Origin of the sequence: Burkholderia sp. BCC0044 (genome assembly GCF_902832955.1) — a bacterium.
In the GTDB taxonomy this organism is placed as follows: domain Bacteria; phylum Pseudomonadota; class Gammaproteobacteria; order Burkholderiales; family Burkholderiaceae; genus Burkholderia.
This window is the reverse complement of record NZ_CADFDO010000002.1, coordinates 1,311,587-1,336,096: the sequence shown is the minus strand read 5'-3', so window position 1 is coordinate 1,336,096 and position 24,510 is coordinate 1,311,587. Positions and strand designations below refer to the sequence as shown.

General features: G+C 69.3%; 21 protein-coding genes. 8 read left to right on the top strand and 13 right to left on the bottom strand.

Features of this window, described 5'->3' with window-relative positions:
- Positions 1-108: 108 nt before the first annotated feature.
- The 3 genes from HWX14_RS14430 to HWX14_RS14420 form a co-directional block, all read right to left on the bottom strand.
- On the bottom strand, positions 109-1,302 hold the full coding sequence (locus HWX14_RS14430; protein WP_175883329.1) for a LysR family transcriptional regulator: 1,194 nt from the start codon (positions 1,300-1,302) through the stop codon (positions 109-111).
- Between the two features lie 61 nt (positions 1,303-1,363).
- Entirely contained in the window at positions 1,364-2,092 is a 729-nt protein-coding gene (locus HWX14_RS14425; RefSeq protein WP_175883328.1) for an aspartate/glutamate racemase family protein, read from the bottom strand.
- A gap of 23 nt (positions 2,093-2,115) precedes the next feature.
- Positions 2,116-3,666, bottom strand: a complete 1,551-nt coding sequence (locus tag HWX14_RS14420) for an NCS1 family nucleobase:cation symporter-1 (protein ID WP_175883327.1) — start codon at positions 3,664-3,666, stop codon at positions 2,116-2,118.
- 234 nt (positions 3,667-3,900) lie between these two features.
- On the opposite strand from HWX14_RS14420, the gene HWX14_RS14415 reads away from it, so the two are divergent.
- On the top strand, positions 3,901-4,161 hold the full coding sequence (locus HWX14_RS14415; protein WP_155123355.1) for a hypothetical protein: 261 nt from the start codon (positions 3,901-3,903) through the stop codon (positions 4,159-4,161).
- 197 nt (positions 4,162-4,358) lie between these two features.
- Positions 4,359-4,910, top strand: coding sequence for a DUF3005 domain-containing protein (locus tag HWX14_RS14410; protein ID WP_175883326.1), 552 nt, complete (start codon positions 4,359-4,361; stop codon positions 4,908-4,910).
- 94 nt (positions 4,911-5,004) lie between these two features.
- Here the strand turns inward: HWX14_RS14410 and HWX14_RS14405 are convergent, their stop codons facing one another.
- Positions 5,005-5,766: a DUF4397 domain-containing protein gene (locus tag HWX14_RS14405; protein WP_175883325.1), complete on the bottom strand. Its 762-nt coding sequence runs from the start codon at positions 5,764-5,766 to the stop codon at positions 5,005-5,007.
- Between the two features lie 295 nt (positions 5,767-6,061).
- On the bottom strand, positions 6,062-7,369 hold the full coding sequence (locus HWX14_RS14400) for an MFS transporter (RefSeq protein WP_175883324.1): 1,308 nt from the start codon (positions 7,367-7,369) through the stop codon (positions 6,062-6,064).
- Between the two features lie 539 nt (positions 7,370-7,908).
- Between HWX14_RS14400 and HWX14_RS14395 the strand changes: the two genes are divergently transcribed.
- A complete protein-coding gene (locus HWX14_RS14395; protein WP_175883323.1) occupies positions 7,909-8,355 on the top strand; it encodes a MarR family winged helix-turn-helix transcriptional regulator in 447 nt (148 codons plus the stop codon).
- Positions 8,356-8,380: 25 nt separating this feature from the next.
- On the opposite strand, the gene HWX14_RS14390 is transcribed toward HWX14_RS14395, so the two are convergent.
- From HWX14_RS14390 to HWX14_RS14370, 5 genes are all read right to left on the bottom strand, one after another.
- Positions 8,381-10,657, bottom strand: coding sequence for a molybdopterin cofactor-binding domain-containing protein (locus HWX14_RS14390; protein ID WP_175883322.1), 2,277 nt, complete (start codon positions 10,655-10,657; stop codon positions 8,381-8,383).
- A gap of 151 nt (positions 10,658-10,808) precedes the next feature.
- Positions 10,809-11,462 carry an isochorismatase family protein gene (locus HWX14_RS14385; protein ID WP_175883321.1) on the bottom strand — a complete coding sequence of 218 codons (654 nt, stop codon included), beginning with the start codon at positions 11,460-11,462 and terminating at the stop codon, positions 10,809-10,811.
- A gap of 20 nt (positions 11,463-11,482) precedes the next feature.
- Positions 11,483-12,541 carry a 2,5-dihydroxypyridine 5,6-dioxygenase gene (locus HWX14_RS14380; RefSeq protein WP_175883320.1) on the bottom strand — a complete coding sequence of 353 codons (1,059 nt, stop codon included), beginning with the start codon at positions 12,539-12,541 and terminating at the stop codon, positions 11,483-11,485.
- 47 nt (positions 12,542-12,588) lie between these two features.
- The gene (locus tag HWX14_RS14375; protein ID WP_175883319.1) at positions 12,589-13,419 is read right to left on the bottom strand and encodes an alpha/beta hydrolase; all 831 of its coding nucleotides are present in this window, start codon (positions 13,417-13,419) and stop codon (positions 12,589-12,591) included.
- A 26-nt stretch (positions 13,420-13,445) separates the two neighbouring features.
- Complete coding sequence (locus HWX14_RS14370) at positions 13,446-14,198, bottom strand: Asp/Glu racemase (RefSeq protein ID WP_006483547.1); 753 nt, start codon at positions 14,196-14,198, stop codon at positions 13,446-13,448.
- Positions 14,199-14,496: 298 nt separating this feature from the next.
- On the opposite strand from HWX14_RS14370, the gene HWX14_RS14365 reads away from it, so the two are divergent.
- The 4 genes from HWX14_RS14365 to HWX14_RS14350 all read left to right on the top strand — a co-directional run bounded on the left by HWX14_RS14365 (position 14,497) and on the right by HWX14_RS14350 (position 19,307).
- Positions 14,497-15,654, top strand: a complete 1,158-nt coding sequence (locus HWX14_RS14365; RefSeq protein ID WP_175883318.1) for an FAD-dependent monooxygenase — start codon at positions 14,497-14,499, stop codon at positions 15,652-15,654.
- Between the two features lie 176 nt (positions 15,655-15,830).
- Positions 15,831-16,334: a (2Fe-2S)-binding protein gene (locus HWX14_RS14360; RefSeq protein WP_175883317.1), complete on the top strand. Its 504-nt coding sequence runs from the start codon at positions 15,831-15,833 to the stop codon at positions 16,332-16,334.
- Complete coding sequence (locus tag HWX14_RS14355) at positions 16,324-18,750, top strand: cytochrome c (RefSeq protein WP_175883316.1); 2,427 nt, start codon at positions 16,324-16,326, stop codon at positions 18,748-18,750. Before HWX14_RS14360 ends, HWX14_RS14355 begins: the two co-directional genes overlap by 11 nt.
- 224 nt (positions 18,751-18,974) lie before the next feature.
- The gene (locus HWX14_RS14350; RefSeq protein ID WP_175883315.1) at positions 18,975-19,307 is read left to right on the top strand and encodes a hypothetical protein; all 333 of its coding nucleotides are present in this window, start codon (positions 18,975-18,977) and stop codon (positions 19,305-19,307) included.
- Positions 19,308-19,438: 131 nt separating this feature from the next.
- Here the strand turns inward: HWX14_RS14350 and mmsB are convergent, their stop codons facing one another.
- From mmsB to HWX14_RS14335, 3 genes are all read right to left on the bottom strand, one after another.
- Entirely contained in the window at positions 19,439-20,329 is an 891-nt protein-coding gene (gene mmsB / locus HWX14_RS14345; RefSeq protein WP_175883314.1) for a 3-hydroxyisobutyrate dehydrogenase, read from the bottom strand.
- 17 nt (positions 20,330-20,346) lie between these two features.
- A complete protein-coding gene (locus HWX14_RS14340) occupies positions 20,347-21,873 on the bottom strand; it encodes a CoA-acylating methylmalonate-semialdehyde dehydrogenase (RefSeq protein ID WP_175883313.1) in 1,527 nt (508 codons plus the stop codon).
- 113 nt (positions 21,874-21,986) lie between these two features.
- Positions 21,987-23,306, bottom strand: coding sequence for an MFS transporter (locus tag HWX14_RS14335; RefSeq protein ID WP_175883312.1), 1,320 nt, complete (start codon positions 23,304-23,306; stop codon positions 21,987-21,989).
- A gap of 157 nt (positions 23,307-23,463) precedes the next feature.
- On the opposite strand from HWX14_RS14335, the gene HWX14_RS14330 reads away from it, so the two are divergent.
- The gene (locus HWX14_RS14330) at positions 23,464-24,423 is read left to right on the top strand and encodes a LysR family transcriptional regulator (protein WP_175883311.1); all 960 of its coding nucleotides are present in this window, start codon (positions 23,464-23,466) and stop codon (positions 24,421-24,423) included.
- Positions 24,424-24,510: the final 87 nt, after the last annotated feature.

Sequence of the window (24,510 nt, the reverse complement as noted above, 5' to 3'; positions counted from 1 at the left end):
GGGTCCTCGGTGATCCGCGCGCGGGCGGCGCGGCTGCCGGGCAGGTTACGGAATCGGTTTCCGGCCGACAAACATCGAATCGTGAAATGCATATTCGTGCGGCGCCGGTCAGTGCGATTTCGTCGCCGTGCGATGGATGCGTGCCGCCTGGGCGACGCGCGCCGGATGCGACGCGCGGCAATGCGTGGCCGGACTGCGGCGCGTGCGCCGGGCGGGCTCGGGCGGATCGGCGACCGCCGGCGCGGTGTTCGTTGCGTCCGCATCGGCCCCGGAACCGGCAACGGCGGCGACCGCTGCGACCGCTGCAACCGCCGGCAGCATCGCGTCCGCATCGAGCCATGCGCGCGTCGCTTCCGCGATCAGTCCGCGCAGCCAGCGACCGCCTTCCGCGCACGATCCCGATTCGTTCCACGTCATCCGGTACACGATGTCCGGCGGCTCGGCCGGCAGCGCGACCGCGGCGAGCGGCAGCAGCTTCGCGTAGTGCCGCGCGAGCCGGTACGTGGTGGTGAGGATCATGTCGGTGCGCACCAGCGCATGCGCGGCGAGTTCGAAGTGCGGCAGCGTGACGACGATGCGCCGCTGCAGGCCGACGCGTTCGAGCTGCCGGTCGATCGCGCCGGACGCTTCGAGCCACGACGGCGTCGGGCACAGCTGCGCCGCCGCCGCGAACCCGGCGGCCGTCATCGCGCCGCGCCGCGCGAGCGGATGCGTCGCGCGCATCAGGCACACGACGCGATCGTCGAACAGGTCGTCCTGCCGGAAGCGCGACCGGCGCGCGGGCCGGTTGTCGATCACGACGTCGAGTTCGCCGTCGGCCAGCGCGCGCTCGTCGTCGAACCCGTCGCCGAGCGGATGAAACACCAGTTGCGCGTTCGGCGCACGCTCGCGGAACAGCGCGACGAGCTTCGGCACGAACAGCACGTTCAGGTAGTCGGGGCAGCCGATCCGGTAGGTGCGCACCGACGTGCGCGCGTCGAACGTCGGCTGCTGGACGCGGATGAAGTCGATCACGCGCAGCGCGTTGCGCAGCGGCTCGATCAGTCGCGCGCCGAACTCGGTCGGCACCATCCCGTAGCGGCTGCGCACCAGCAGCGGATCGCCGAGCAGCGTGCGCAGGCGCTTGAGCGCGGCGCTCGTCGCCGGCTGCGACATGTTCAGGCGCACGGCCGCACGCGACACGGTACGCTCGGTCAGCAGCACGAGCAGGATGCGCATCAGCCGTGCATCGAGCACGTCGAGCGCGCCCGCGGCGTCGGACGCGTCGCGGGGCGGGGCGGCCGGGTCTAGCGGGTCCCGCATGCCGATACGCGTGCCGGCGAGACGGCGCGCATGCGCGACGCGGCAGCCGGTCGGCCGTGCGTCATTTTGCGAAGCTTCCCGGCCAGCCGACGATCCGCTTCGGGCGCGGCGGCGCATACGTGCGGACCTTCGACGTCTTCAGCTTCAGGCGCACCAGCGACTCGGCGAGCGCGACCGCGGCCGACACGCCGTCGACGACCGGCACGCCCGTGCATTCCTCGATCTGCCGGTCGAGGCCGGCCATCCCGCCGCAGCCGAGGCAGATCACTTCCGCGTGATCGTCCTTCACCGCGCGCTGCGCCTCGCCGACGATCGATTCGATCGCGCGGGCCGGGTTCTCCTCGAGTTCCAGCACCGCGAGGCCGCTCGCGCGCACCGACGCGCAACGCGCATCGAGCCCGGCGAGCTTCAGGCGATCCTCGATCAGCGGCACCGTGCGGTCGAGCGTCGTGACGACCGAATAGCGATGGCCGAGCAGCATCGCGACGCTCGCGGCCGCTTCGGTGATGTCGACGACGGGCACCGTCAGCAGTTCCTGCAAGCCTTCGCGGCCGTGTTCGCCGTAGCCGGCCTGGATCACCGCGTCGTACGGTTCGTCGTAGCTCAACACGCGATCCATCACGGCGATCGCGGCGAGGTAGCTCTCGAAGTTGCCCTCGATCGACTCCGCGCCGAAGCGCGGCGTGAGCCCGACGATCTCCGTGCCCGGCGACGCGGCGGCCTGCGCCTGCGCGGCGATCGCGTCGGTGATCGACTCGGTCGTGTTGACGTTGACTACCAGGATCCTCATCGGTGGCTCCGTATGCGTGAGTATCAGTGTTGCGCGCAGGCGACCGCGATGTGTTCGCCCGAGCGTTCTTCGTAGTGCCGCTTGCGATCGGCCGTCAGCCAGTACACGCTGCCCGCGATCGCGGCGCCGAGCAGCCACGAGAACGGCGTCATCGCGCTGAAGGCCGGCACGACGGCGAGCGTGATCGAGATCAGCGCGGACGGCACGAGCGCCGCGAGCGCCTTGCGGTTCACGCCGCGCGTGTAGAAGTACGCGCCGGTCGGCGCTTCGGTATAGAGGTCGGGCACGTTCACGCGCTGCTTGCGCACGAGCCAGTAGTCGACCGTGATGATCCCGTACAGCGGGCCGAGCAGCGCGCCGAGGCCGGACAGGAAATAGACGATCACGATCGGGCTGTTGTACAGGTTCCACGGCAGGATCAGCACGGCGATCGTCGCGCTGATCAGGCCCGCGCGGCGAAACGACAGGCGGTGCGGCGCGAGGCTCGTCAGCACGAAGGCCGGCGCGACGAAGTTCGCCATGATGTTCACGGCCACCGTGACGATCAGGAACGCGAGGCAGCCGAGCACGAGGAACAGCTTGTTCGGCACCGTCGCGATGATTTCCGTCGGGCTGTGGATGATGTGGCCGTTCAGCTTGAACTGCGCGCCGGCCAGCACGAAGCTGATCGTCGCGAACACGAGGATGTTGACCGGCAGCCCCCAGAAGTTGCCGACGCGCACCGTCTTCGCGCTCGGCGACGAACGCGCGAAGTCGCAGAAGTTGAGCACCAGCGTGCCGTAGATCGCGAGCCACAGCGAGCCGCCCGCGAAGATTTCCGTCCACATCTTCAGGCCGGTCATCGGCTTGCCGATCGACATCGCGAGCTGCCCGCCGGTGCGGCTGAACATCCACGCGGCGAGCGACAGCGTCGTGACGAGGATCACCGGGCCGGCGAGCCCCTCGTACTTGCGGACCATTTCCATCCCGTACGTGAGGATGCCGATCTGCACGAGCCAGATCGCGACGAACGTGATCCAGCCGAGCGACGACAGCCCGAAGATCGCGTTCTGGTCGAACGCGGCGAGGCCCGGCCAGATCGCGGTGAGCAGCACGCGCAGCACGACCGATGCGAGATAGGTCTGGATGCCGAACCATGCGATCGCGATCACCGCGCGGATCATCGCGGGCAGCATTGCGCCGTAGATGCCGAAGCTCATCCGGCTGATCACCGGGAACGGCACACCGGTCTTCTGGCCCATGTAGCCGGTGAGATTCATGAAGCAGTAGACGAGCACCGCGCCGATCGCGAGCGACGCGAGCATCTGCCAGCCCGACAGGCCGAGCGCGAACAGCCCGATCGCGAACGAGTAGTTCGCGATGTTGTGCACGTCGTTGGTCCATAGCGCGAAGATGCTGTAGCGGCCCCAGGTGCGGCCTTCGGCCCGGGTCGGCGCGAGGTCGGGGTTGTGCAGCCGCGGGCTCGGCGCGGGATCGCGCGCGGCCGTGTCGGTTCGATGCGATGCGTCGTCCGCGCCGAGCCCGATGCCCGCGCGGTGGATGGCTTCCAGTTGCACGCCGTTGTCTCCTTCCATGTGCGGGGCGCGACACCGGCCGCGTGTCGTACGCAGCGCGGGCCGCGCCCCGGTGGACGTTATGTCTCGGATTTGTTCGCGAGTATGGGCGGCGGCTACCACGATGGGAAATTAAATATTCGGCTGGCCGTCATTTGAAAAACGAATGGGTCGCGCGGGGCCGCGGCGGCGGGGGAACGGCATGCAAATTGCGAGTCAACGGGTTCCATCCACATCGACATCAGCGGAGGTGTCATGCAGCGATATTCCATTCGTCACGTATCGCGAGCCGTCTTCGCCGGCATCCTGATCGCGGGCCTGGCGGCAGGCGCGGGTTGCCAGAAGAAGGGCGACAACGGCGCAGCCAGTTCAGATTCGAGCGCAGCGAGCGGCATGTCGGCCGCGCCTTCCACCGCGCCTTCGACCGCACCGTCGGGCACGCCGAGCAGCGGGGCGGACGCCGGCGCGAGCCTGCCGGGCGCGGCCTCCGCGCCGAGCGGCGCGAGCGGCGGCTGACCGACGGCGGCTAGCCCGGGGCGGACGGTGCGTCAGCGCGCCGTTCGCCGCTGAGGTGCGGTGCCAGCTGGCACGCGCGCCCGACGGCGTGCGCGCGCGGCCGTGCGCATGAAAGATTTGCAAGGACCGTTGTAGCGATTTCCGGCCCGGTGGTGACGGCGCGACGCCGGCGTCCGCGGGCCGGGCAAGGAGGCGCGATGCAGAACGCGGAATCGAACCCTACCCCGGAAAAACAGCGGGAACAGATCGAGAAGAGCCCGGTGAAGACGCCGGCGGCCGGCGACACGCCCGACGCGGCGACCCAGGCCGCGCAGGTGGCGCAGCGTCCGCTGACGCCGGAGGCCGTCGCCGGGAAAATACCGACCGGCCTGCCGGCGATCGACGTCGACGCGCATGCGGTCGACAGCGGCGATCCGGTGCGCCGGGCGGCCGGCCGGATCGTCACGCTCGACAACGCGAACATGGCGATGACCGACAACACGGTCGACGTCGACGGCAAGGGCATGGAGGCGCGCACCGGCGCGTCGGAGCTGCAGGACAACGTGATCTATTCGAACGCGTCGCTCGACGAAGCGGTCGATACGCCCGACGAAGGGCTCGGCGGGATCGAGAGCCGGCCGTCCGGCAACATGCCGCAGATCGCGACGCGTCCGGGCTGGCGCGTGCGCCATGTCGGCGACGTCGATATCGAGCACGGCGACAGCACGCGCGCCGAGCATGTGATCTGCCTCGAACGGGCCGACGACTGATACCGACCGATGGCGACGCTTGATAGCGGTATACGACACGCGGCGGCCGATGCAATCGCATCGGCCGCCGCGACCGTTTTCGGCCCTTGCTGCGTTATTGCGGCCCCAGTTCCTGCGCGGACGTATCGGCGTTGTTGCCCTGCGCGACGAGCACGTGAATGTCGTTCGGCGTCACGTCGCCGATGCCGCCGGACGGAATCGTCAGCAGCAGCCAGTCGGCGTTGTTGCCGATGCTGACCGGCGCGGTCTTCAGGATCGGCGACTTGCTGCCGGCCGTCGTGACGATCACCTGGTAGGTGCCGCCGTTCAGGTAGACCGAATCCTGCGTCGTTGCCGGCACGGCGTTCTGGTAGGCCGCCCCCGCCATCGTCGGGCTTTGCGTGGTGATGTCGGTGCCCGGCGGCACGACGTACACGTCCACGTTCTGCGCGTTCGGCGATGCGTTGAAGCTGCGCACGCGCGCCTTGTCGGACAGCAGGCCCTTGTCGTACGGATCGTCGATCACGGAGATCAGCGACGTCGTGCTCGGCAGCGCGATCGTCGTGTAGTGGTGACCGTTCGCGGCGCTGAACGCCTGGGATGCGATGGTCGTGGTCGTACCCGACACGTCGTAGCTCGCGGTCTGCGTGCCCGAATCGACGTCGTGATAACGCGTCACGCCCTTGTACGCGACGCCCGACTGGTCGATCTTCGCATTCAGGTAGTAGTCGAGGTTCGGGCCGGCCGGCACCGCGTTGATGAAGCGCGCCTGCGGCTTCGAGATGCCGAGTTCGGTGCCGGCGTCGTCACCGCCGCCGCACGCCGCGAGTACGGAAATGACCGAGCACAGGGCCACTATCGTTCGTATTGATTTCATGTTGTCCTCTCGTTCAGGGAACCTGCATGCGATGCACAACCGCCGCGCGACGGATCGCGCGGGGCGCAGCGCCGATTTGATTGAAGATGGCTGTCCGCCGGGTGGCGGGCGCAAGAATGTCGCAAGCGATGTGCCTGTGCGGAGAAAAAACGACGCGTGACGGCGCGGCAGGGAGCGAGAAGCGCGCACGCGTCGGTGCGGCGGCGCGTGCGGGACGAAATGGCGAGGGGCGGTGCGCGGACCGCGCGCTTGGCGCGGTTGTAAAAAAGCGGCGTTGTGCGGGCGACGCGATGCGTCAGCGGTTCACGAGCCGGGCCGGATACGCGAGCGCGAGTGCGCAGCCGACCAGCATGCACGCGGCGAAACCGTACAGCCCCGCGCTTTGCGAATGGAACGTATCGCGCAGCCAGCCGATGAAATAGGTGCTGCCGAATCCGCCGAGGTTCGCGATCGAACACGCGAACGCGATCCCGCCGGCGGCGGCCGAGCCCTTCAGGAACGTCGACGGCAGCGCCCACACGACCGGCATCGCGGCGGCCGCGCCTGCGTTGATCAGCGAGAACAGCAGCACCGTGCCGAGCGTGCCGTGCGACGACGAAGCCGCGATCGCGAGCGCGACGGCCGACACCATGAACGGCACGACGATATGCCAGCGGCGTTCGCGCGCGCGATCGGAGCTGGCGCCGCAGTACAGCGTCGCGAGCACGGCGGCGGCGTTCGGGATCACCATCAGCCAGCCGATGTGATACGCGTCCTTCACGCCGGTGTCGCGCAGGATCGTCGGCAGCCAGAAGCTCACCGCATACAGGCCGAGCAGCACGCACAGGTCGATCAGGCCGAGCGCCCACACCTTCGGATCGGAGAACGCCTTGCCGAGCGCGTGGCTCTTGTTGCCGGACGGATCGGCGTCGAGATTCGCGCGCAGCACGCGTTTCTCGTCGGCGTTCAGCCATCGCGTGGATTCGATGCCGTTGGGCAGCCAGCGCAGCACCGCGAAGCCGAGCAGCACCGACGGCAGCGCTTCGAGCAGGAACAGCCACTGCCAGCCGCCGAGCCCGTGCGTGCCGTCGAACGCGCGCATGATCCAGCCGGAGATCGGGCTGCCGATCATGCTCGACAGCGGCAGGCCCACCATGAACAGCGCGACGATGCGCGCGCGCCGCGCATCGGGATACCACTGCGTCAGGTACAGCAGCACGCCGGGCAGGAAGCCGGCCTCGGCGGCGCCGAGCAGGAAGCGCACGATGTAGAACTGCATCGGCGTGTGCACGAACATCGTCGCGCCCGACAGCAGGCCCCACGTGATCATGATCCGTGCGATCCACAGCTTCGCGCCGACGCGTTGCAGCACCAGATTGCTCGGGACTTCGAACAGGATGTAGCCGGCGAAGAACAGGCCGGCGCCGAGCCCGTACACGGTGTCGCTGAACTTCAGTGCATCGAGCATCTGAAGCTTCGCGAGCCCGATGTTGATGCGGTCGAGATAGGCCGCGAAATAGCACAGACAGAAGAGGGTGATGAGGCGCAGCGTGACCTTGCGATAGAGAGGGCCGTGGGGCGCGTCGTCGGGGGAAACGGCGGCGCTCGGGTGTGCGGTAGACATGGGACTGCCCCTGTTCGAGTGTGGCGGATGAATGGGTGGCTCGATCGACGCGAGCGGACGTTCCGCTGCGCACTGGAGTCTGTATATCACGTCAAATACGTAGCGTACACACTAGAAAATACCGAAGCGCACAGGCATGAATCCGGTCGCGTGAATGCAAGCGTTTTACGCGGGAAAAGGCCGTGTTTGCAAAGGGGTTTTGGGCGATATGAAGCATGCGCTGAAAAGGCTGCATCAGCCGTGGCGGCATGCACGAAATTCGTGCGTATGCGCTCAAAATTGAAGTGTGTGCGCGGAAGCTCGTCGGCGCGTATTCGATGCACGTTCGGTGCTGCTGCGACGGTGCGCGGCCGGCGCGTCGCGCCGTCGCGATGGTCGGGTAATCCGCTCCGGCCGGGCGATCGTCACGCGCGATCCGCATGCGATTCCACGCATCATGATGCACCGCAATGACGCGGCCGGCCGGCCGCCGGCTGCACCGATTTGAGGGTGTACACTGCTTGTCTTTCATTTGCATGCAGGCAAGGGTCTGCACTCTCATGGCGTCTTCCAAGGATTCGTACGATTTTCACGACCAGGTCGGGCATCTGCTGCGCCGAGCGTACCAGCGGCACGTTTCGATTTTCCAGGAAGCGATCCCCGATTCGGATCTCACGGCCGCGCAGTTCGTGACGCTGTGCGCGGTCAAGGAGCGGCAGGGGTGTTCGCTGAACGACATCGTCAAGGCGACCGCGATCGATCAGGCGACGATTCGCGGCGTCGTCGAGCGCCTGAAGACGCGCGCGCTGATCGAGGTGTTGCCGGACCCGAACGACGGCCGCAAGCTGATCGTGCGCGCGACCGCGGCCGGCCTCGCGCTGATCGAACGCACGGTGCCGTTCGCACGGCAGGTGACGGAGCGCACGTATGGCCCGCTCAATCCGGGCGAACGGGTCGCGCTGCAGTTCCTGCTGCGCAAGATGATGGAAGAAGACGGCGACGCGTGACGTGTGACGCGCGGCGCAGGCCACTCTACGTCGCGCCCGCCGTGACCGATGCGCGGGCCGCGTCGGCGCGCATCAGCCGGCCGGCTTCGCGTAGCGCGGCGCGCACGGTTTCCGGCGTGAACGGCGGCGCGTAGAACCGTACGCCGGTCGCGTCGAACAATGCGTTCGCGACCGCGGCCGGCCCCGGCACCGACGCCGATTCACCCGCCCCGAGCGGCGGCTCGCCTTGCCTCGGCATCAGGACGACATCGACGTCCGGCACTTCGTCGAACGTCAGGATCGGATAGCTCGCCCATTCGCGCGACGCGACCTTGCCGTCCGCGAACCGCACGCGCTCCTTCAGCGTGCGGCTCAATACCTGGATCACGTTGCCGTGGATCTGGTGGCGCACGCCGTCCGGGTTGATCATCGTGCCCGTGTCCTGGCCGACCGTCACGCGCTCGATACGGATCTCGCCAGACACGCGATCGACGCTCAGGTCGACGACCCAGGCCGACCACGCCGCGCCGAAACCGGGGAAGCGGCTGTGCACGTAGCGCGCATACGCGATCCCGCGGCCGCGCACGAGCCGCGATTCGTCGCGTTCGTTCGGCGCGCGTGGCGTCCAGCCCGCGCGATCGGCCACCGCCTGCAGCAATTCGATCGCACGCGTGTCCTGCAGATGGCGAATGCGGAACGCGAGCGGATCGACGCCGGTCAGCGTCGCGCATTCGTCGACGAACGCATCGTGCGCGAACGAGTTCGGCAACGCCGACACGCCGCGCAGCCACGACGCCCGCACGAGCGGCGCGAGATCCTCGCAGACGAAGCGTCGATGCGGGCTCGCATAAGGCGACACGGCCGTGCGGTCGCCCATCTCGAACACGCGCGGCTCGGGCGCGAGCGTGCCGGTCAACAGCGCCGCGAGCAGCGGCGCGTCGTTCGACGGGTAGCGCGTCGTGAAGTCGTAGCCGAGTAGGCGGCCGTCGCGCGTGACGGTGCCTGTCACCTGCATCGACTGGCCCGCGCCTTTCGGTTCCCACAGATGTTCGTCCGCGCGCGACAGTTGCACGCGCACCGGGCGGCCGACCGCGCGCGACAGCAGCAGCGCGTCGCCGCACACGTCGTCCGCGCCGTTGCGGCCGTAGCAGCCGGCCGCTTCCATCCGCACGACGTCGACATCGGCTTCATCGCGCGCGACGAGCGTCGCGAGGTCGTGGCGCAGCGACACGGGGTTCTGCGTGCCGGACCACACGGTGATGCGCCCGTCGCCCGGCGCGCGGTAGTCGGCGAGCGCGCAGGACGGGCCGATCGAGCCGTGCATCTGGAACGGCCACGCATAGGTGCGCGACAGCGTGAGCGTGCCCGGTTCCGTTCGCGCGGCGTCGACGTCGCCTTCGTCGAGGAGCACGCGGCGTGCGGCCGGTGCGGCAGCGATCGCGGCGGCCGGCGCGTCGAGCGGCGGCAGCGCGGGAAGCGGCCGCCACGTCACGCGCAACTGGCGCGCGGCGCGGATCGCGTGCTCCTCGCGCTCGGCGACCACCCCGACGAAATCGCCGATCGCGACGACGGCGACGAGCCCCGGCACGTCGGCCACCGACGCGCGATCGACGTCCACGAGCGACGTGCCGACGAACGGGCCGCTGTCGTGGCCCGCATACGGCGGCCGGACGACGCGGCCGTGCAGCATGCCCGGCACGCGTATGTCGTGCACGAACGTGAGCTGGCCGGTCGCCTTCGCGGGCAGGTCGACGCGCGGCGACGAGCGGCCGACGATCCGGTAGTGCGCGGGGTCCTTCGTGCGGGTGTTCAGGTCGAGCGTCAGCGTGATCCGTTGCGCGGCGACGAGCGCGGCGAACGTGATCGCCTGTCCATCGGCGGAAATCGTTCCATCGTCGATGTTCAGCCGCGCCACATCGACGCCGAACCGCCCGGCGGCGAGCGCGAGCAGCGCGTGACGGGCCTGTGCGGCCGCGCAGCGCAGCGGCGCGGCGGAAATCTGGATCGTCGCGCTCGCGATGGTCGGCCCCTGGTTCGGCGTCGCGGCCGTGTCGCCGAGCACCATCGTCACGCGCGCGGCCGGCACGTCGAGTTCCTCGGCGACGATCTGCGCGAGCGACGTGCGGATGCCGGTGCCGAGATCGACGTGTCCGTTGAACGCGAGGATGCGGCCGTCGTCGAGAATCGCGACGAACACTTCGGGCAGCGCGGGCACGTACGACGACAGGCTGCCCGGCTGGCCGGGCGCCGGCTTCACGGGCGGCGCGGGCGGCCGGATCACGGTCAGGCAGCCGGTGCGCGCGAGCAGTTCGGAGCGGTTCACGGGGAGAGGTCCTGTCGAGGGGCGGCGCGGGCGGCGCGCGTGGCGTCGGGAAGCGTTCGGGGCGGCGGCGCGCGTGGCGTCAATCTAGGTCGCCAAAAGCGCAGCGTCAATGACGGGCGACACACCGGCGCCGCCCGCCATCCGTCGCGACTCAGCGCGCGCCGGCCTGCACGGCATCGATCGCCGCGATCGCATCGTCGAGCGGCATCACGGCCGCATATTTCTGCTGCATGTCGAACAGGTTTGCATCATGCGGCGCGATCGCGCGATCGCCGACGCAATCGGCGAGCACGAGCGGGCGGAACCCGTGCGACATCGCGTCGACGACGCTCGCGCGCACGCAGCCGCTCGTCACGGCGCCCGCGACGAGCAGCGTCTGCACCGCGCGCTGCGCGAGCCACGGCGCGAGCTGCGTGCCGAAGAACGCGGACGGCACGGTCTTGCGCACGACGAGTTCGCCGGCAGCGGGCGTGAGCTCGGGCACGATCGCGCTGTTCGGATGATGCTCGGTCAGCGTCGCCATGCCGGGCACCTTCAGCGAGAACACGTTGTCGTCGCTGCCGTCGTCCGCATACACGATGCGGCTGTGCGCGACCGGCCAGCCGCGTTCGCGAGCGAGCGCGAGCGCCTTCGTCGTGCGCGCGATCGCCGGCGCGATGTTGCCGCCGCCGAACGTCGCGGGATCGGCGAAGCCGACCACGAAATCGACGATCAGCAGTCCAATGTTGCCGTGCGGCGGCAGCGGCGTGCCGAAACCCTGCTGGCGATAGACGCCCGCTTCGGCGTGATGGGAGAGATCGGTCATGGTGTCGAGGTACTCGTCGGTCACACGGGTTGGTCGGGTTGAGCGGGGCGATCGGTCACGCGGCCTTCGCGCACGACGGTCTCGCCGTCGAGTTCGACCGTGCAGCGGCGCAGCGGAATGTCGATATGGCAGGTGGTCGTGCGGCTGCCGCCCCCTTCGTTGTTCGGGCCGAGCGAGAACAGGAAGTTGCCCTCGAACGCGCGCGCATCCATCCCGATCGTCGCCTCGCGGTCGTACAGCCCGAGCGTCGACCAGCGGGCGCGCGGCTGCAGCCCCCAGCCGATGTGCGAGATCGCATAGCCTTCGGGGTCGGCGAAGGTTTCCATGTAGTCGCGCAGCAGATCGGCGTCGACGCCGCCTTCGATGCGCGTCGCATACCCGCCTTCGACGGTCAGCGCGATCGGTTCGCGTACGTAGTGCTTCTGCGGCAGCAGGATGTCGCCGCGGTCGATCACGATCGTGCCGCGCGCGGTGCGGTCATTCGGGTAGGTCAGCGCGAAGCCGCTCGGCCAGTGATCCCAGCGGCCCGGCGCGTCGACGAAACCGTATTCGGCGGTCGGCGGAAATTCGCCGAGCGGGCATACGAGCGCGGTGCCGGCCGCCGAGCTCACGCGCATCTCGCGCGCGGCGGCGATTTGCTTCGCGGCGGCGAGCACGCGCGTGCGATCGGCCAGCGTCGGCACCATCCGCACCAGCACTTCGGGCGGCTCGACCGCGAGCAGGATCTTCGTGCCCGATTTCAGGATGTCGTGCTGTTCGGGCGAGAACAGCAGCGTCATCAGGTCGAGCACGAGATCGCTCTCGCGCAGCGCGGCGATCGCGGCCTTGTTGCCGGTCAGCGGGGTCGTGCCGAGATAGGCGAGCGGGTCGCGGCTGAACGCCTTGTCGCCGTTGACGGGCGGCAGGTCGAGCCGGTTGACGATCGCGCCCAGCGATTGCGTCGCGATCAGCGCGCACGACAGCGTCTGCGGATGGGTGGCCGCGCTCGTCAGGATCGTGACGGTCTGGCCCGGTTCGAGGCGCGACAGCGTGAGGACCTGCTTCCACGCATCGATCAGTTGGGTATCGCTGACTGGCATCGTCGGCTCCGGTAAAGGCGTGAAGGAAAGGGGCGGGCGCTGCGCGTTCAGGCCGCGAGCGGCGCGCCGAGGAAATCGCCGAACGCCGCGTAGAAGCCCGCCGCGTTGTCCCACGGAATCATGTGGCCGGCATCGGGCACGCGCACGTGCCGCATCGTCGGCGTCGCGCGCTGCAGCTCGGCGACGTCATCGTCGCGCACCACGTCGCCGCGCTCGGCGGTGATCAGCAGCGACGGCACGGCCAGTTGCGCGGCATCCGCGTGGAAATCGTCGGTGTGAAAGCCTTCGTACGACGCACGCACCGCGCGTTCGTCACAGGTGTGCAGCCATTCGGCGCGCAACTGCAGCTCGGCATCGGTCCAGGTCGGGCAGAACGCGCGCATCCCTTCGGCGTCGGTGCCGGCGCGCGCGAGCGCCATCGAGTCGATGTACCACGGCAGCTTGCCCGGATAGTCGCGGCGGTTCGGGCCCGACACCGGCGGGTCGATCAGCACGACCGATGCGAGCCCGCGGATGCCGCGCCGGGCCGCGCGCGCGGCGATCCGCGCGCCCATCGAATGGCCGACGACGCTCGTGCTCGGCAAATCGAGCGCGGCGACGAGCGCCGCGACGTCGTCGGCTTGCGCATCGAGGCTGTAGTCGAGCGACGGCGACGCGTCCGACAGCCCGCGGCCGCGCACGTCGAGCACGTAGGTATCGAACGCCGCGCCGAACACTTCGCCGACGAAGCCCCACGTGATCGCGGGGCTCGTGATGCCGGGAATCAGTACGATCGCCGGGCGCGATGCGCGTGCGCCGGTCGCACCGCCGTAGCGCAGATAGTGCTGGCGGATGCCGTTGGCGCGAACGTTCGCGCCGTACAGGAAGGTCGAGGACATGGGATGCTCCGAAGTAGCGGCGGCGCTCAGTACGCGCCGGACAGCAGTGCGCCGGCGCCCGGCACGACCGGTTCGAGATCGAGTTCGCGCAGCATCGCGTAGGTCGTCGCGATCGCGGCGGTGATCACCGGCTTGCCCGTCATCGCCTCGACCTTCGCGACGGCCGGCAGCGACGGCATCTGCACGCACGCGGACAGCACGATCGCATCGGCGTCCTGGTACGGCAGCGTCTTCACGATGTCGGGCAGGCGCGCCGGATCGTGGCGGCCGACGTCGAGGTTGTCGGGGATTTCCAGCGCGCGGTACGCGAGCACGTCGAAGCCTTCGTTGCGGATGTAGTCGACCACCAGCTCGGTGAGCGGCAGCATGTACGGCGCGACCACGACGATGCGCTTCGCGCCGATCACCTTCAGCGCGTCGACGAGTGCGCCCGCGCTCGTCAGCACCGGCGCCTGCGCGCCGTTGTCGGCCGTGTGCTTCGTGAGCCGCGCCTGCGACACGCGGTGGTAGCCGTGGCCCATCGCCATGATCGCGACGAGGCACGCATAGCCGAGCACGTCGACGCGCGCATCGCTCAGTTCCACCGCGCAGCGGTCGGATTCCGCGTCCATCGCCGCGAGTTCCTCCTTGACGACCTTCTTCATCCGCATCCGGCTCGAGTGATACGTGAAGCGCTCGGGGCGGATCGCTTCGCGCAGCCGCAGCATCGCCGGGATCTCGGTCTCCATCGTCGTGTTGGAACTCGGCACGATCTGGCCGATGCGGTAGGTCTTGCTCATGACGGGAGGCTCCGTGTCGGTAAGAGTGGGGCGGCACGCCGGCGCGGGATCGCCGGATGTTGGGCAAAGTCTAGTGTGTACATTTGAAAATGGCAATGGATCAAAATAGCGTCAGGCATGGAAGGATTGTTTGTGGTCGCGGGTTTTAGGCGATTTATTGGTGTTTTCCCGAGTGCGTCGGCGGCAATCCATAATCCGCTTGTCCTGAATAAATTGAGTGTGTACGCTAAATAAACGCCATTCAATCCGCCCGTCCTCGCGCCGCGTTCGGCAATGGGCCCACGATCAGGAGATCCGCATGAGCAAACCCCGTATCGCAATCATCGGCGCCGGCCTCGGCGGCACGGCCGCGGCAGCCTTGCTGCAGCGCGGCGGTTACGACGTCGCGCTGTACGAGCAGGCGCCGGCGTTCTCGCGCCTCGGCGCGGGCATCCATCTCGGCCCGAACGTGATGAAGATCATGCGGCGCATCGGCTGCGAGGACGCGCTGGAAACGATGGGTTCGCATCCGGATTTCTGGTACAGCCGCGACTGGCGCACCGCCGACGTGCTGTCGCAGATTCCGCTCGGCGACTACGCGCGCAAGGCCTACGGCGCGAGCTACCTGACCGTGCATCGCGGCGATTTCCATGCGCTGATGACGCAGGCGGTGACGCCCGGCACGATCCGCTTCGGCAAGAAGCTCGCGGCGGTGGAGGACACCGGCAGCGACGTGCGCCTGACGTTTACCGACGGCAGCGTCGAGACGGCCGACATCGCGATCGGCGCGGACGGCGTGAATTCGCGGATCCGCGAGCATCTGCTCGGCGCGGAGCCGCCGCGCTACACCGGTTACGTCGCGCATCGCGCGGTGTTCCCGGCCTCGCTGCTCGGCAACAAGCCGTACGACATGTGCGTGAAGTGGTGGTCGGAGGATCGCCACATGATGGTCTATTACGTGACCGAGAAGCGCGACGAGTACTACTACGTGACCGGCGTGCCGCAGGCCGAATGGCCCGAGGGCGTGTCGATGGTCGACAGCAGCCGCGACGAAATGCGCGAAGCGTTCGCCGGTTTCCACGCGGACATCCAGCATCTGATCGACGTATCGCCGTCGATCACCAAATGGCCGCTGCTCGAACGCGATCCGCTGCCGCTGTGGAGCCGCGGCCGGCTCGTGCTGCTCGGCGACGCGTGTCATCCGATGAAGCCGCACATGGCGCAGGGCGCGGCGATGGCGATCGAGGATGCGGTGATGCTCGCGCGCTGTCTCGACGAAGTCGGTATCGGCGATTACGCGGGCGCGTTCGCGCTGTACGAGGCGAACCGCGCGGCGCGCGCATCGAAGGTGCAGCTCGTGTCGCACAACAACACGTGGCTGCGCACGAACGAGGATCCGTCGTGGGTGTTCGGCTACGACGTGTTCGACGTGCCGCTCGAAGCGCCGTCGCGCGGCAACGTGGCGGCCGCGGCCTGACGCGCGCGGTGCCCGCGCCGGCCGGCGCTGTGCAGCCGCTGCGCCGGCGTGGGAATCGATGCGCGGCAACGCGCATTTCGGCGTGTTATATGTCAGGCGCGCCGGCAGGCGCCAGCCGGCGGCTCGTGCCCGTCGCCGGCCGACGCCGGCCCGCACGTCGTATTCCGGATCCCTTCATGTCCCATCCCGCTTCTCCGTCGCGGCTGCTGGCGTTTCGCGTGAACGGCACGCCGCACACCTTCGCCGACGCCGCGCCCGACGCGCCGCTGCTGCTGGTCCTGCGCAACGACTGCGCGCTCAACGGCCCGAAATACGGCTGCGGGCTCGGGCAGTGCGGTGCGTGCACGGTGCTCGTCGACGGGCAGGCCACGCGCTCGTGCGTCGTGCCGGCCGCCGCCGCGCACGGGCGCGACGTCACGACGCTGGAAGGGTTCGGGTCGTGCGACGCGCCGCATCCGATCCAGCGCGCGTTCATCGACGAGCAGGCCGCGCAATGCGGTTATTGCCTGAACGGAATGATCATGAGCACGAAGGCGCTGCTCGACCGCCAACCCGCGCCCGACGATGCGGCGATCCGCGATGCGTTGCGCTTCAACCTGTGCCGCTGCGGCACGCATCTGGAGATCATCCGCGCGGTGCATCGCGCCGCACGCTATCTGCGAGGCGGCGATGAAGCATGACGCGGGGCTGCCCGTCGAGCCGGCGAGCATGACGGAACCGGCGCCGCGCGACGACGCGGCCGCCGCCGCATCGCGCCCGCACCGCGCGCACTACGCCTGGCCGATCGGCGATGCGCACACGCATGCGTCGTTCGACATCGAAACACGCACCGCGCCCGACGGCCGGATCACCACCTGGCGCTATCGCGCGCAGGCCGCCGACGTCGGCACCAGCGATGCTTGCGGCGCGCAGGCGCGAGCGGATGCCGGCTCCGCGTCGCCATTCGTCTACCGGCACGCGCAGACGTCGATCGAGCTGGCCGATGCCGACGGCGCGATTCCCGGTCACGCGCACGTGTTTGCCCGCGAATCGTTCGTCGACGAACTCGCGGACGCGTTGCGGCGCGACCCGGTCGCGTTGCGGTTGCAGCATCTCGATGCCGAGCGGGATGCCGGCCCGCGCGAGACGATCCGGATGGTCAGCGAGCGCGCCGCATGGGGCGTGCCGGTCGCGGCCCGTGCGAGCGCGGCGTCGCGTGTCAGCGGTCGCGGGTTCGCATTCGATGGCGAGCGTGCCGAGGCGCGCGCTGCCGCGTCCGATGACGATGCCGAGGCCGATGACAGCCATGACGTTGATCCGCGCTGGTCCGCGTGGGTCGTCGATCTCGAGGTCGATTGCGCGACGGGCGACGTCTCGGTGCGGCGCGTCGTGGCCGGGCAGGGCAGCGGCGAGCCGGGCGACGCGTCGCTGGCCGGCCTGCCCGCGTGGCAGATCGAGGCCGCGATTTCCCGCGTGATGGGCGCACGGCTATCCGCGCGGCCCGCGCACGACGAGACCGATGCCGGCGCGCGACCCGACGCGATCGCGCACGAGCTGCTTGCCGTCGACGCAGCCGCGCATCGCGCGCACGGCGACCTGTCCGTCCACGATGCGCGGCGAATCGAGCAGGCGGCCGCACCGGCCGCTGCTGCCATCGCCAACGCGCTGTACGACGCGACGGGCGTGCGTTTTCGTGCGCCGCCGTTCGATGCCGCGCACATTCGCGCGGCGCTCGCGCAACCGGTGCCGGCGGATGTCGATGCCGGGCCGCGGGCGGCTCCACGCCGCGCATCGCGCTGGCGCCGCTGGCTGGCCGGCGGCGGCGCGGGCGGCGTGGTCGGCGGGCTGATCGGGCTGGCGTGCGCGATCCTGCCGGGCCCCGCGCCGATCGCGCCGCTTGCGCCCGTTGCACCCGGCGGCGCGGACGGCGCGATGTGGAGCGCGGCGATGCTCGAACGCGGCCGTCAGGTCGCGCTCGCCGGCGATTGCGCGGTGTGCCACACGGCGCCTGGCGGCGCGACCAACGCGGGCGGGCTCGCGCTCGACACGCCGTTCGGCACGATCTACACGACGAACCTCACACCCGATCCGGAAACCGGCATCGGCGCGTGGTCGTATCCGGCGTTCGCCCGCGCGATGCGCGAAGGCATCTCGCGCGACGGCTCGCACCTGTATCCGGCGTTCCCGTACACCGCATTCGCGAAGCTGAGCGAACCCGACCTGCTCGCGCTCTATGCGTACCTGATGTCGCAGCCGCCGGTGCAGCACGCGCCGCCGAAGACGAAACTGCCGTTCCCGCTGGACCAGCGGCGTCTCGTGGCCGGCTGGAACGGGCTGTATCACGACGCGCGGCCGTTTGCGCCGGACCCGGCGCGCTCGGCGACGTGGAATCGCGGCAAGTACCTGGTCGACGGCGCCGGGCACTGCGGCGCATGCCACACGCCGCGCAACGCGCTCGGTGCGGAGAAGGGCGGTCTCGCGTACCTGTCGGGCGGCGAAGCGGAAGGCTGGGTCGCGCCGCCGCTCGTCGCGTCGCCGGCTTCGCCCGTACCATGGACCGAAGGCGCGCTGTTCGACTATCTGCGCACGGGCTTCTCGCCCGAGCACGGCGTCGCGGCCGGACCGATGGCGCCCGTCGTCGCGGGGCTCGCGGCGCTGCCCGAGTCCGACGTGCGGGCGATCGCGCATTATCTGGCGTCGCTGTCGCCGCCCGTCGATGCGGCAGTCGCAGCCGACGCGGCCACCCGCCGCGCGCGCGGCGCGGAAACCGTCGCGACGCTCGGCCTCGAGAACGGCCGCCGCGCGTTCGATGCGGCGTGCGCGGTCTGTCATGCGGAATCGGGCGGCGTCGGGCATTTCGGCGTACGTCCGCTGATGGGGCTCAACACGAGCGTCAGCCAGGCGACGCCGGACAACCTGCTGCGCGTGCTGCATCACGGGATCGACCAGCCGGCCACCGACGGGCTCGGCTACATGCCGGGCTTCGGCGATGCGTTCGACGATCGCCAGATGGCCGAGCTTGCCGCCTATATCCGCGCACGCTATGCGCCGGGGCAGCCGGCGTGGCGCAATCTCGCGGAAGCGTCCGCGAAAATCCGGCAGGCGGGCGCGCATTGACCGTCGCGCCGGCGTGAGCGCCCGGGCCGGCGGGCGCGCCGGGCGAAATGACCTGCCGGACGAAAACGATGGCCGACGATGGCCGTAAATCTTGCCTGATTCGGCCATCGTTTAACCATTCGAAACAATGTGTTCACCGAAAGGGGCATGATCTCCGGCGATCGAGCAGGCATACTGTCGCCTATGTTGCTCAATGCACGTCGACCGGCGTGCGCCTGCCCTCCATGTCCATTCCAGTCTCTTTTCGAACCCTGAGATGGTTGACCATTGCGGCTGCTGCATGCTTGCTCGCCGCGTGTTCGACCGCTTCCGACGTGACCGCGACGTCGAACCCGAACGTATTCACCGTGACGACGCGCACGGTCGGCGTGTCGACGACGTGGGCCGACGCTCACGAGAAGGCCGTCAACGAAGCCACCAACTACTGCACGCAGCGCGGAATGCGCGCGAGCATGAAGCAGGAATCGCTGACCGCCGGCCGCCGTGTCGACGCGCGCTCCGAACTCGCGTTCGAGTGCCATCCGACCTTCGAGACGGCGTCGAACCCGCGCGGTTGACCGAGCGGCGGCGTGATCGCGCCGCCCGCGCCCGACCCGGCGTCCGCGTTTTCTTCCCCGCATGCAAACCGACCCGCGATGCCGTTTCGGCACATCGCGGGTCGGCGCACGTCCGGCGTCGGCCGGGCGGGTCAGGCCGGCTGCGCCTCGTACAGCTTCACGCACGCGGAGAAGTCGAGCGTGCCGAGCCCCTGCTGGCTCATCGACTGATAGAGCTGCTGCGCGAGCGCGCCCATCCAGACCGGCTGATGCGCGCCGCGTGCGGCTTCGGTCGCGAGCCCGTGATCCTTCAGCATCAGGTTCGCCGCGAAGCCGCCCGCATAACCGCGCGCGGCCGGCGCCGTGTCGCTCACGCCCGGATACGGGTTGTACGTGTCCGAGCTCCAGCAGCGGCCGGTCGACGTGTTGATGATGCCGGCCAGCACGGCCGGCTCGATGCCGAGCGCGGCGCCGAGCGCCATCGCTTCCGAGACGCCCATCATCGAGATGCCGAGCAGCAGGTTGTTGCAGATCTTCGCGATCTGCCCGGTGCCGGTGCCGCCGCAGTGCACGACGTTCTTGCCCATGTCGAGCAGCACCGGGCGGATGCGCTCGAACAGCGCGGCTTGCGCGCCGACCATGAAGGTCAGCGTGCCGGCCTGCGCGCCGCCCGTGCCGCCCGACACGGGCGCGTCGGCGAGCGGGAAGTCGCGTTGCGCGGCGGCGTCGGCCACCGCGCGCACGGTGCCGGGATCGATCGTGCTGCAGTCGATCAGCGTCGCGCCGGCGCGGGCGCCTGCCAGCACGCCGTCGTCGCCGAGGTAGACGGCGCGCACGTGCTGCGCGGCCGGCAGCATCGTGATGATCAATGAGCCGCGCGCGGCCGCGTCGCGCGGCGACGCCGCTGCCGTCGCGCCGGCGCGCACCGCGGCGTCGACCGCGTGCGCGTCGAGGTCGAACACCGTCAGCGCGTGGCCGGCCTTGAGCAGGTTGGCGGCCATCGGGCCGCCCATGTTGCCGAGTCCGATGAAGGCGATTTCCATGTGCGGGCTCCGTCGGGTCAGCGCAGCGCGATCGTCGTGTTCACGCCGCCGGCCGTCGCATCGTCGTCGAACCAGCGCGCGGTGACCGTCTTCGTCTGCGTGTAGAACTGCACGACCTGCTTGCCGTACGGGCCGAGATCGCCGAGCTTCGAGCCGCGCGAACCGGTGAAGCTGAAGTAGGGCACCGGCACCGGAATCGGGATGTTGATGCCGACCTGGCCGACGTCGATCTCGCTCTGGAACTTGCGCGCGGCCGCGCCGCTCTGCGTGAACAGGCCCACGCCGTTGCCCATCGGGTTCGCGTTGACGAGCGCGATCGCGTCGTCGAGCGTGTCGGCTTCCATCACGACCACCACCGGCCCGAAGATTTCCTCCTGGTAGATCGACATGTCGGTCGTCACGCCCGAGAAGATCGTCGGGCCGACGAAGTTGCCGTGCTCGTAGCCGGGCACCTTCACGTCGCGGCCGTCGAGCAGCAGCGTCGCGCCTTCCTTCACGCCGGCGTCGATCAGCGACAGGATGCGCGCCTTCGCCGCCTTCGACACGACTGGGCCGACGTCGGTGCCGGCTTCGGCGCCGGCGTTGACCTTCAGCGCCTTCGCCTTTTCGACGAGATCGGGAAGCCAGTCGCGCGCCTTGCCGACCAGCACGACCACCGACGTCGCCATGCAGCGCTGGCCGGCCGCGCCGAAGCCTGCGCCGACGAGCGCGTTGATCGACTGCTCGCGATGCGCATCGGGCAGCACGACCGCGTGGTTCTTCGCGCCCATCATCGACTGCACGCGCTTGCCGTGCTGGCTGCCGAGGTTGTACACGTGCGTGCCGACGCGCGTCGAGCCGACGAACGAGATCGCCTTGATGTCCGGGTGCGTGCACAGGCGGTCGACCACCGTCTTGCCGCCGTGCACGACGTTCAGCACGCCCTGCGGCACACCGGCCTCGATCGCGAGTTCGACGAGCTGCATCGTCGACAGCGGGTCCTGCTCGGACGGCTTCAGCACGAACGTGTTGCCGCACACGATCGCCATCGGGAACATCCACAGCGGAATCATCCCGGGGAAGTTGAACGGCGTGATGCCCGCGCACACGCCGATCGGCTGGCGCAGCGTGTAGGTATCGACGCCGCCCGCGACGTTCTCCGCGAATTCGCCTTGCTGCAGCGTGCCGATCGAACACGCATGCTCGACCACTTCGAGGCCGCGGAAGATGTCGCCCTGCGCATCGGGCAGCGTCTTGCCTTGCTCGGCCGTCAGCGTGTGCGCGATCCGTTCGAGATTGCGGCGCACGAGATCCTGGAACTTCAGCATGATGCGCAGCCGCGCGCCGATCGGCGTCGTCTTCCAGGTCTGGAACGCGCGCTGCGCGGACGCGATCGCGGCATCGACCTCGTCGAGCGTCGCGTACGGCACGCGGCCGATCACTTCCTGCGTCGCGGGGTTCACGATGTCGCCCCATTCGGCGCTTTGCGATTCGACGAACGCGCCGTCGATCAGCAGCTTGGCGGTGGGCAGGGCGAGGGTGGTCTGGGGAACTGCGGCGTTCATGGAACTCTCCGGGGAAACGGTGTGGCGATGACAAAGGGGGGGGCTGCGTGCGCCGCGCGTGCAGGCGCGGCGGGTGGCAGGACGAACTGAAGATCGAATGCCGGCCGGCGTGCTCAGGCGCGCGCCGGGCGCATCAGTGCGGTACACACGAGCGCGAACACGCCGAAGCCGACGAGGTACGCGATCACGTAATGCGGCTGGCCGCCGCCGGCCTTGAGCAGCGACGTCGCGATCATCGGCGCGAAGCCGCCGCCGATCACGCCGGCCAGCTGCACCGACAGCGAGATGCCGCTGTAGCGGATTTCCGCGGGAAACTGCTGCGCGAACAGCAGCGATTCCGGCGCATAGAGGATCGGGAACACGACGCCGAGGCCGAGCACGATCGCCCACCACGCATACGACGTCTGCTGCGTGCCGAGCATCATGAAGAACGGCGCGGCGAACGCGCACATCAGCACGAGGCCGATCGCGAACATCCGGCGCTGGCCGATGCGGTCGCTCAGATGCCCGCACAGCGGCATCGTGACGAGCGACAGCGCGGCGCCGGCCGTGATCGCGTGCAGCATCTCGGCCTTCGGCAGATGCAACTGCTGCGTCGCGTAAGCGAGCGCGAACGTGACGACCATGTAGAACCACGTGTTCTCGGCGGCGCGCGCGCCGACGATCGTCAGCACTTCGCGCGGATGGCGGCGCAACGCGGCCGTCACCGGCGATTTCTCGGCCTTGCCCTGCTTGCGGACCTTCTCGAAGTCGGGCGATTCCGGCACCTTCGCGCGGATGAACCAGCCGAGGCCGACGAGCGCGATGCTCGCGAGGAACGGCACGCGCCAGCCCCACGACAGCATGTCGGCTTCCGGCAGCGCGGCCACCGCGGCCATCGCGACCGACGACAGGATCAACCCGAGCCCGACGCCCGTTTGCGGCAGGCTGCCGAACAGCCCCTTGCGGCCCTTCGGCGCGTGCTCGACGGCCATCAGCACCGCGCCGCCCCATTCGCCGCCCACCGCCATCCCCTGCAGGAAGCGCATCGCGATCAACAGCGCGGCGGCCCAGTAGCCGATGCTGTCGTACGACGGGATCAGCCCGATGATCATGCTCGGCACGCCCATCAGCAGCAGCGTGATCATCAGCATCGACTTGCGGCCGATGCGGTCGCCGAAATGGCCGAACACGATGCCGCCCATCGGCCGCCCGATGAAGCCGACCGCGAACGTGCCGAACGCGGCGAGCGTGCCGACCACCGGGTCCAGCGACGGGAAGAAGATGCGGTTGAACACGAGCGCGGCGGCCGTGCCGTACAGGAAGAAGTCGTACCACTCGATCGTGGTGCCGGCCATGCTGGCCCAGCCGGCCAGCAGGTAGTGCTTCGCGGTGCGCTCGGGCGCCGGTGTAGCGATGCTCGCATGCTCATCGAGGGTGGATCGGGTCTGCATGGTGTCTCCGGTTTTATTGCCCGCGGCTCATGGTCCGCAGGTCACGGTCGAGTATAGTTATGCGCAGATTCATGATGTACCGATAAAGAAACCGGTTGGATATGCATTTATGCATATCGACGGCCGGCCCGGAGACCTCGCCCTTTTTCCCTCGCCGATGCGACATGCCACCGAGCCGGTTTCCGGCAACCTGAACTGGGACGACCTGCGCTTTTTCCTCGAAGTCGCGCGCACGCAGCGCGCGAGCGGCGCGGCCAAGCGGCTCGGGGTCGACTACACGACCGTCGCGCGTCGCATCCGTGCGCTCGAGGCCGCGATGGGCACGCTGCTGTTCGACAAGTCGCGCTCCGGCGGCTTCACGCTGACGGCCGAAGGGCAGCGGCTCGTCGCGTATGCGGATGCGATGGAGACGACCGTGCAATCCGCGTGCGATCAGGTCGCGAATACCGGCGAGGCGCTGTCGGGCCACGTGCGGATCGGCTCGACCGAAGGGTTCGGCTGCTTTTTTCTTGCGCCGCAGCTCGCGCAGTTCCGCGCCGCGCATCCGCACGTGACGGTCGACCTGCTGCCGGTACCGCATTTCGTCAACCTGCCCAAGCGCGAGGCCGATCTCGCGATCACGCTCGAGCGGCCCGAGCGCGGGCCGTACGTGGTCACGAAGCTGTGCGACTACCAGTTGCGGCTCTATGCGACGCGTGACTATCTGGCGAACCACGCGCCGATTACGTGCACGGACGATCTCGCGCGGCACGCGTTCATCAGCTACGTCGACGATCTCGCGTTCAGCAACGAACTGCTGTACCTGGACCGCGCGGTGCCCGGCGCGACGGCCGGCTTGCGCACGACGAGCGTGATCGCGCAGTATTTCGCGGCGCTGCAGGGCGGCGGTCTCGCGATCCTGCCGTGCTTCATCGCGGCCACGCAGCCGGCGCTGGTGCCCGTGCTGCCGAACGACGTGGTCGTCACGCGGTGTTTCTGGCTGACGTGCCGCGAGGATCTGCGCAAGCTGCGGCGCGTGACCGCGCTGTGGGATTACCTGCGCGCGGCGGCGGACGTGAACCGCGCGCTGCTGTCGGGGGAATCGGGCACGCTGAGATTCGTCGGCGAGCCGGAATAGCGGTCGACGGGCCGCGCGCGAAGGCGACGCGACGATCGATCTGGATGACGACACGGCCGGCGGCGATTCGACCGGCTAGCGGGGAGA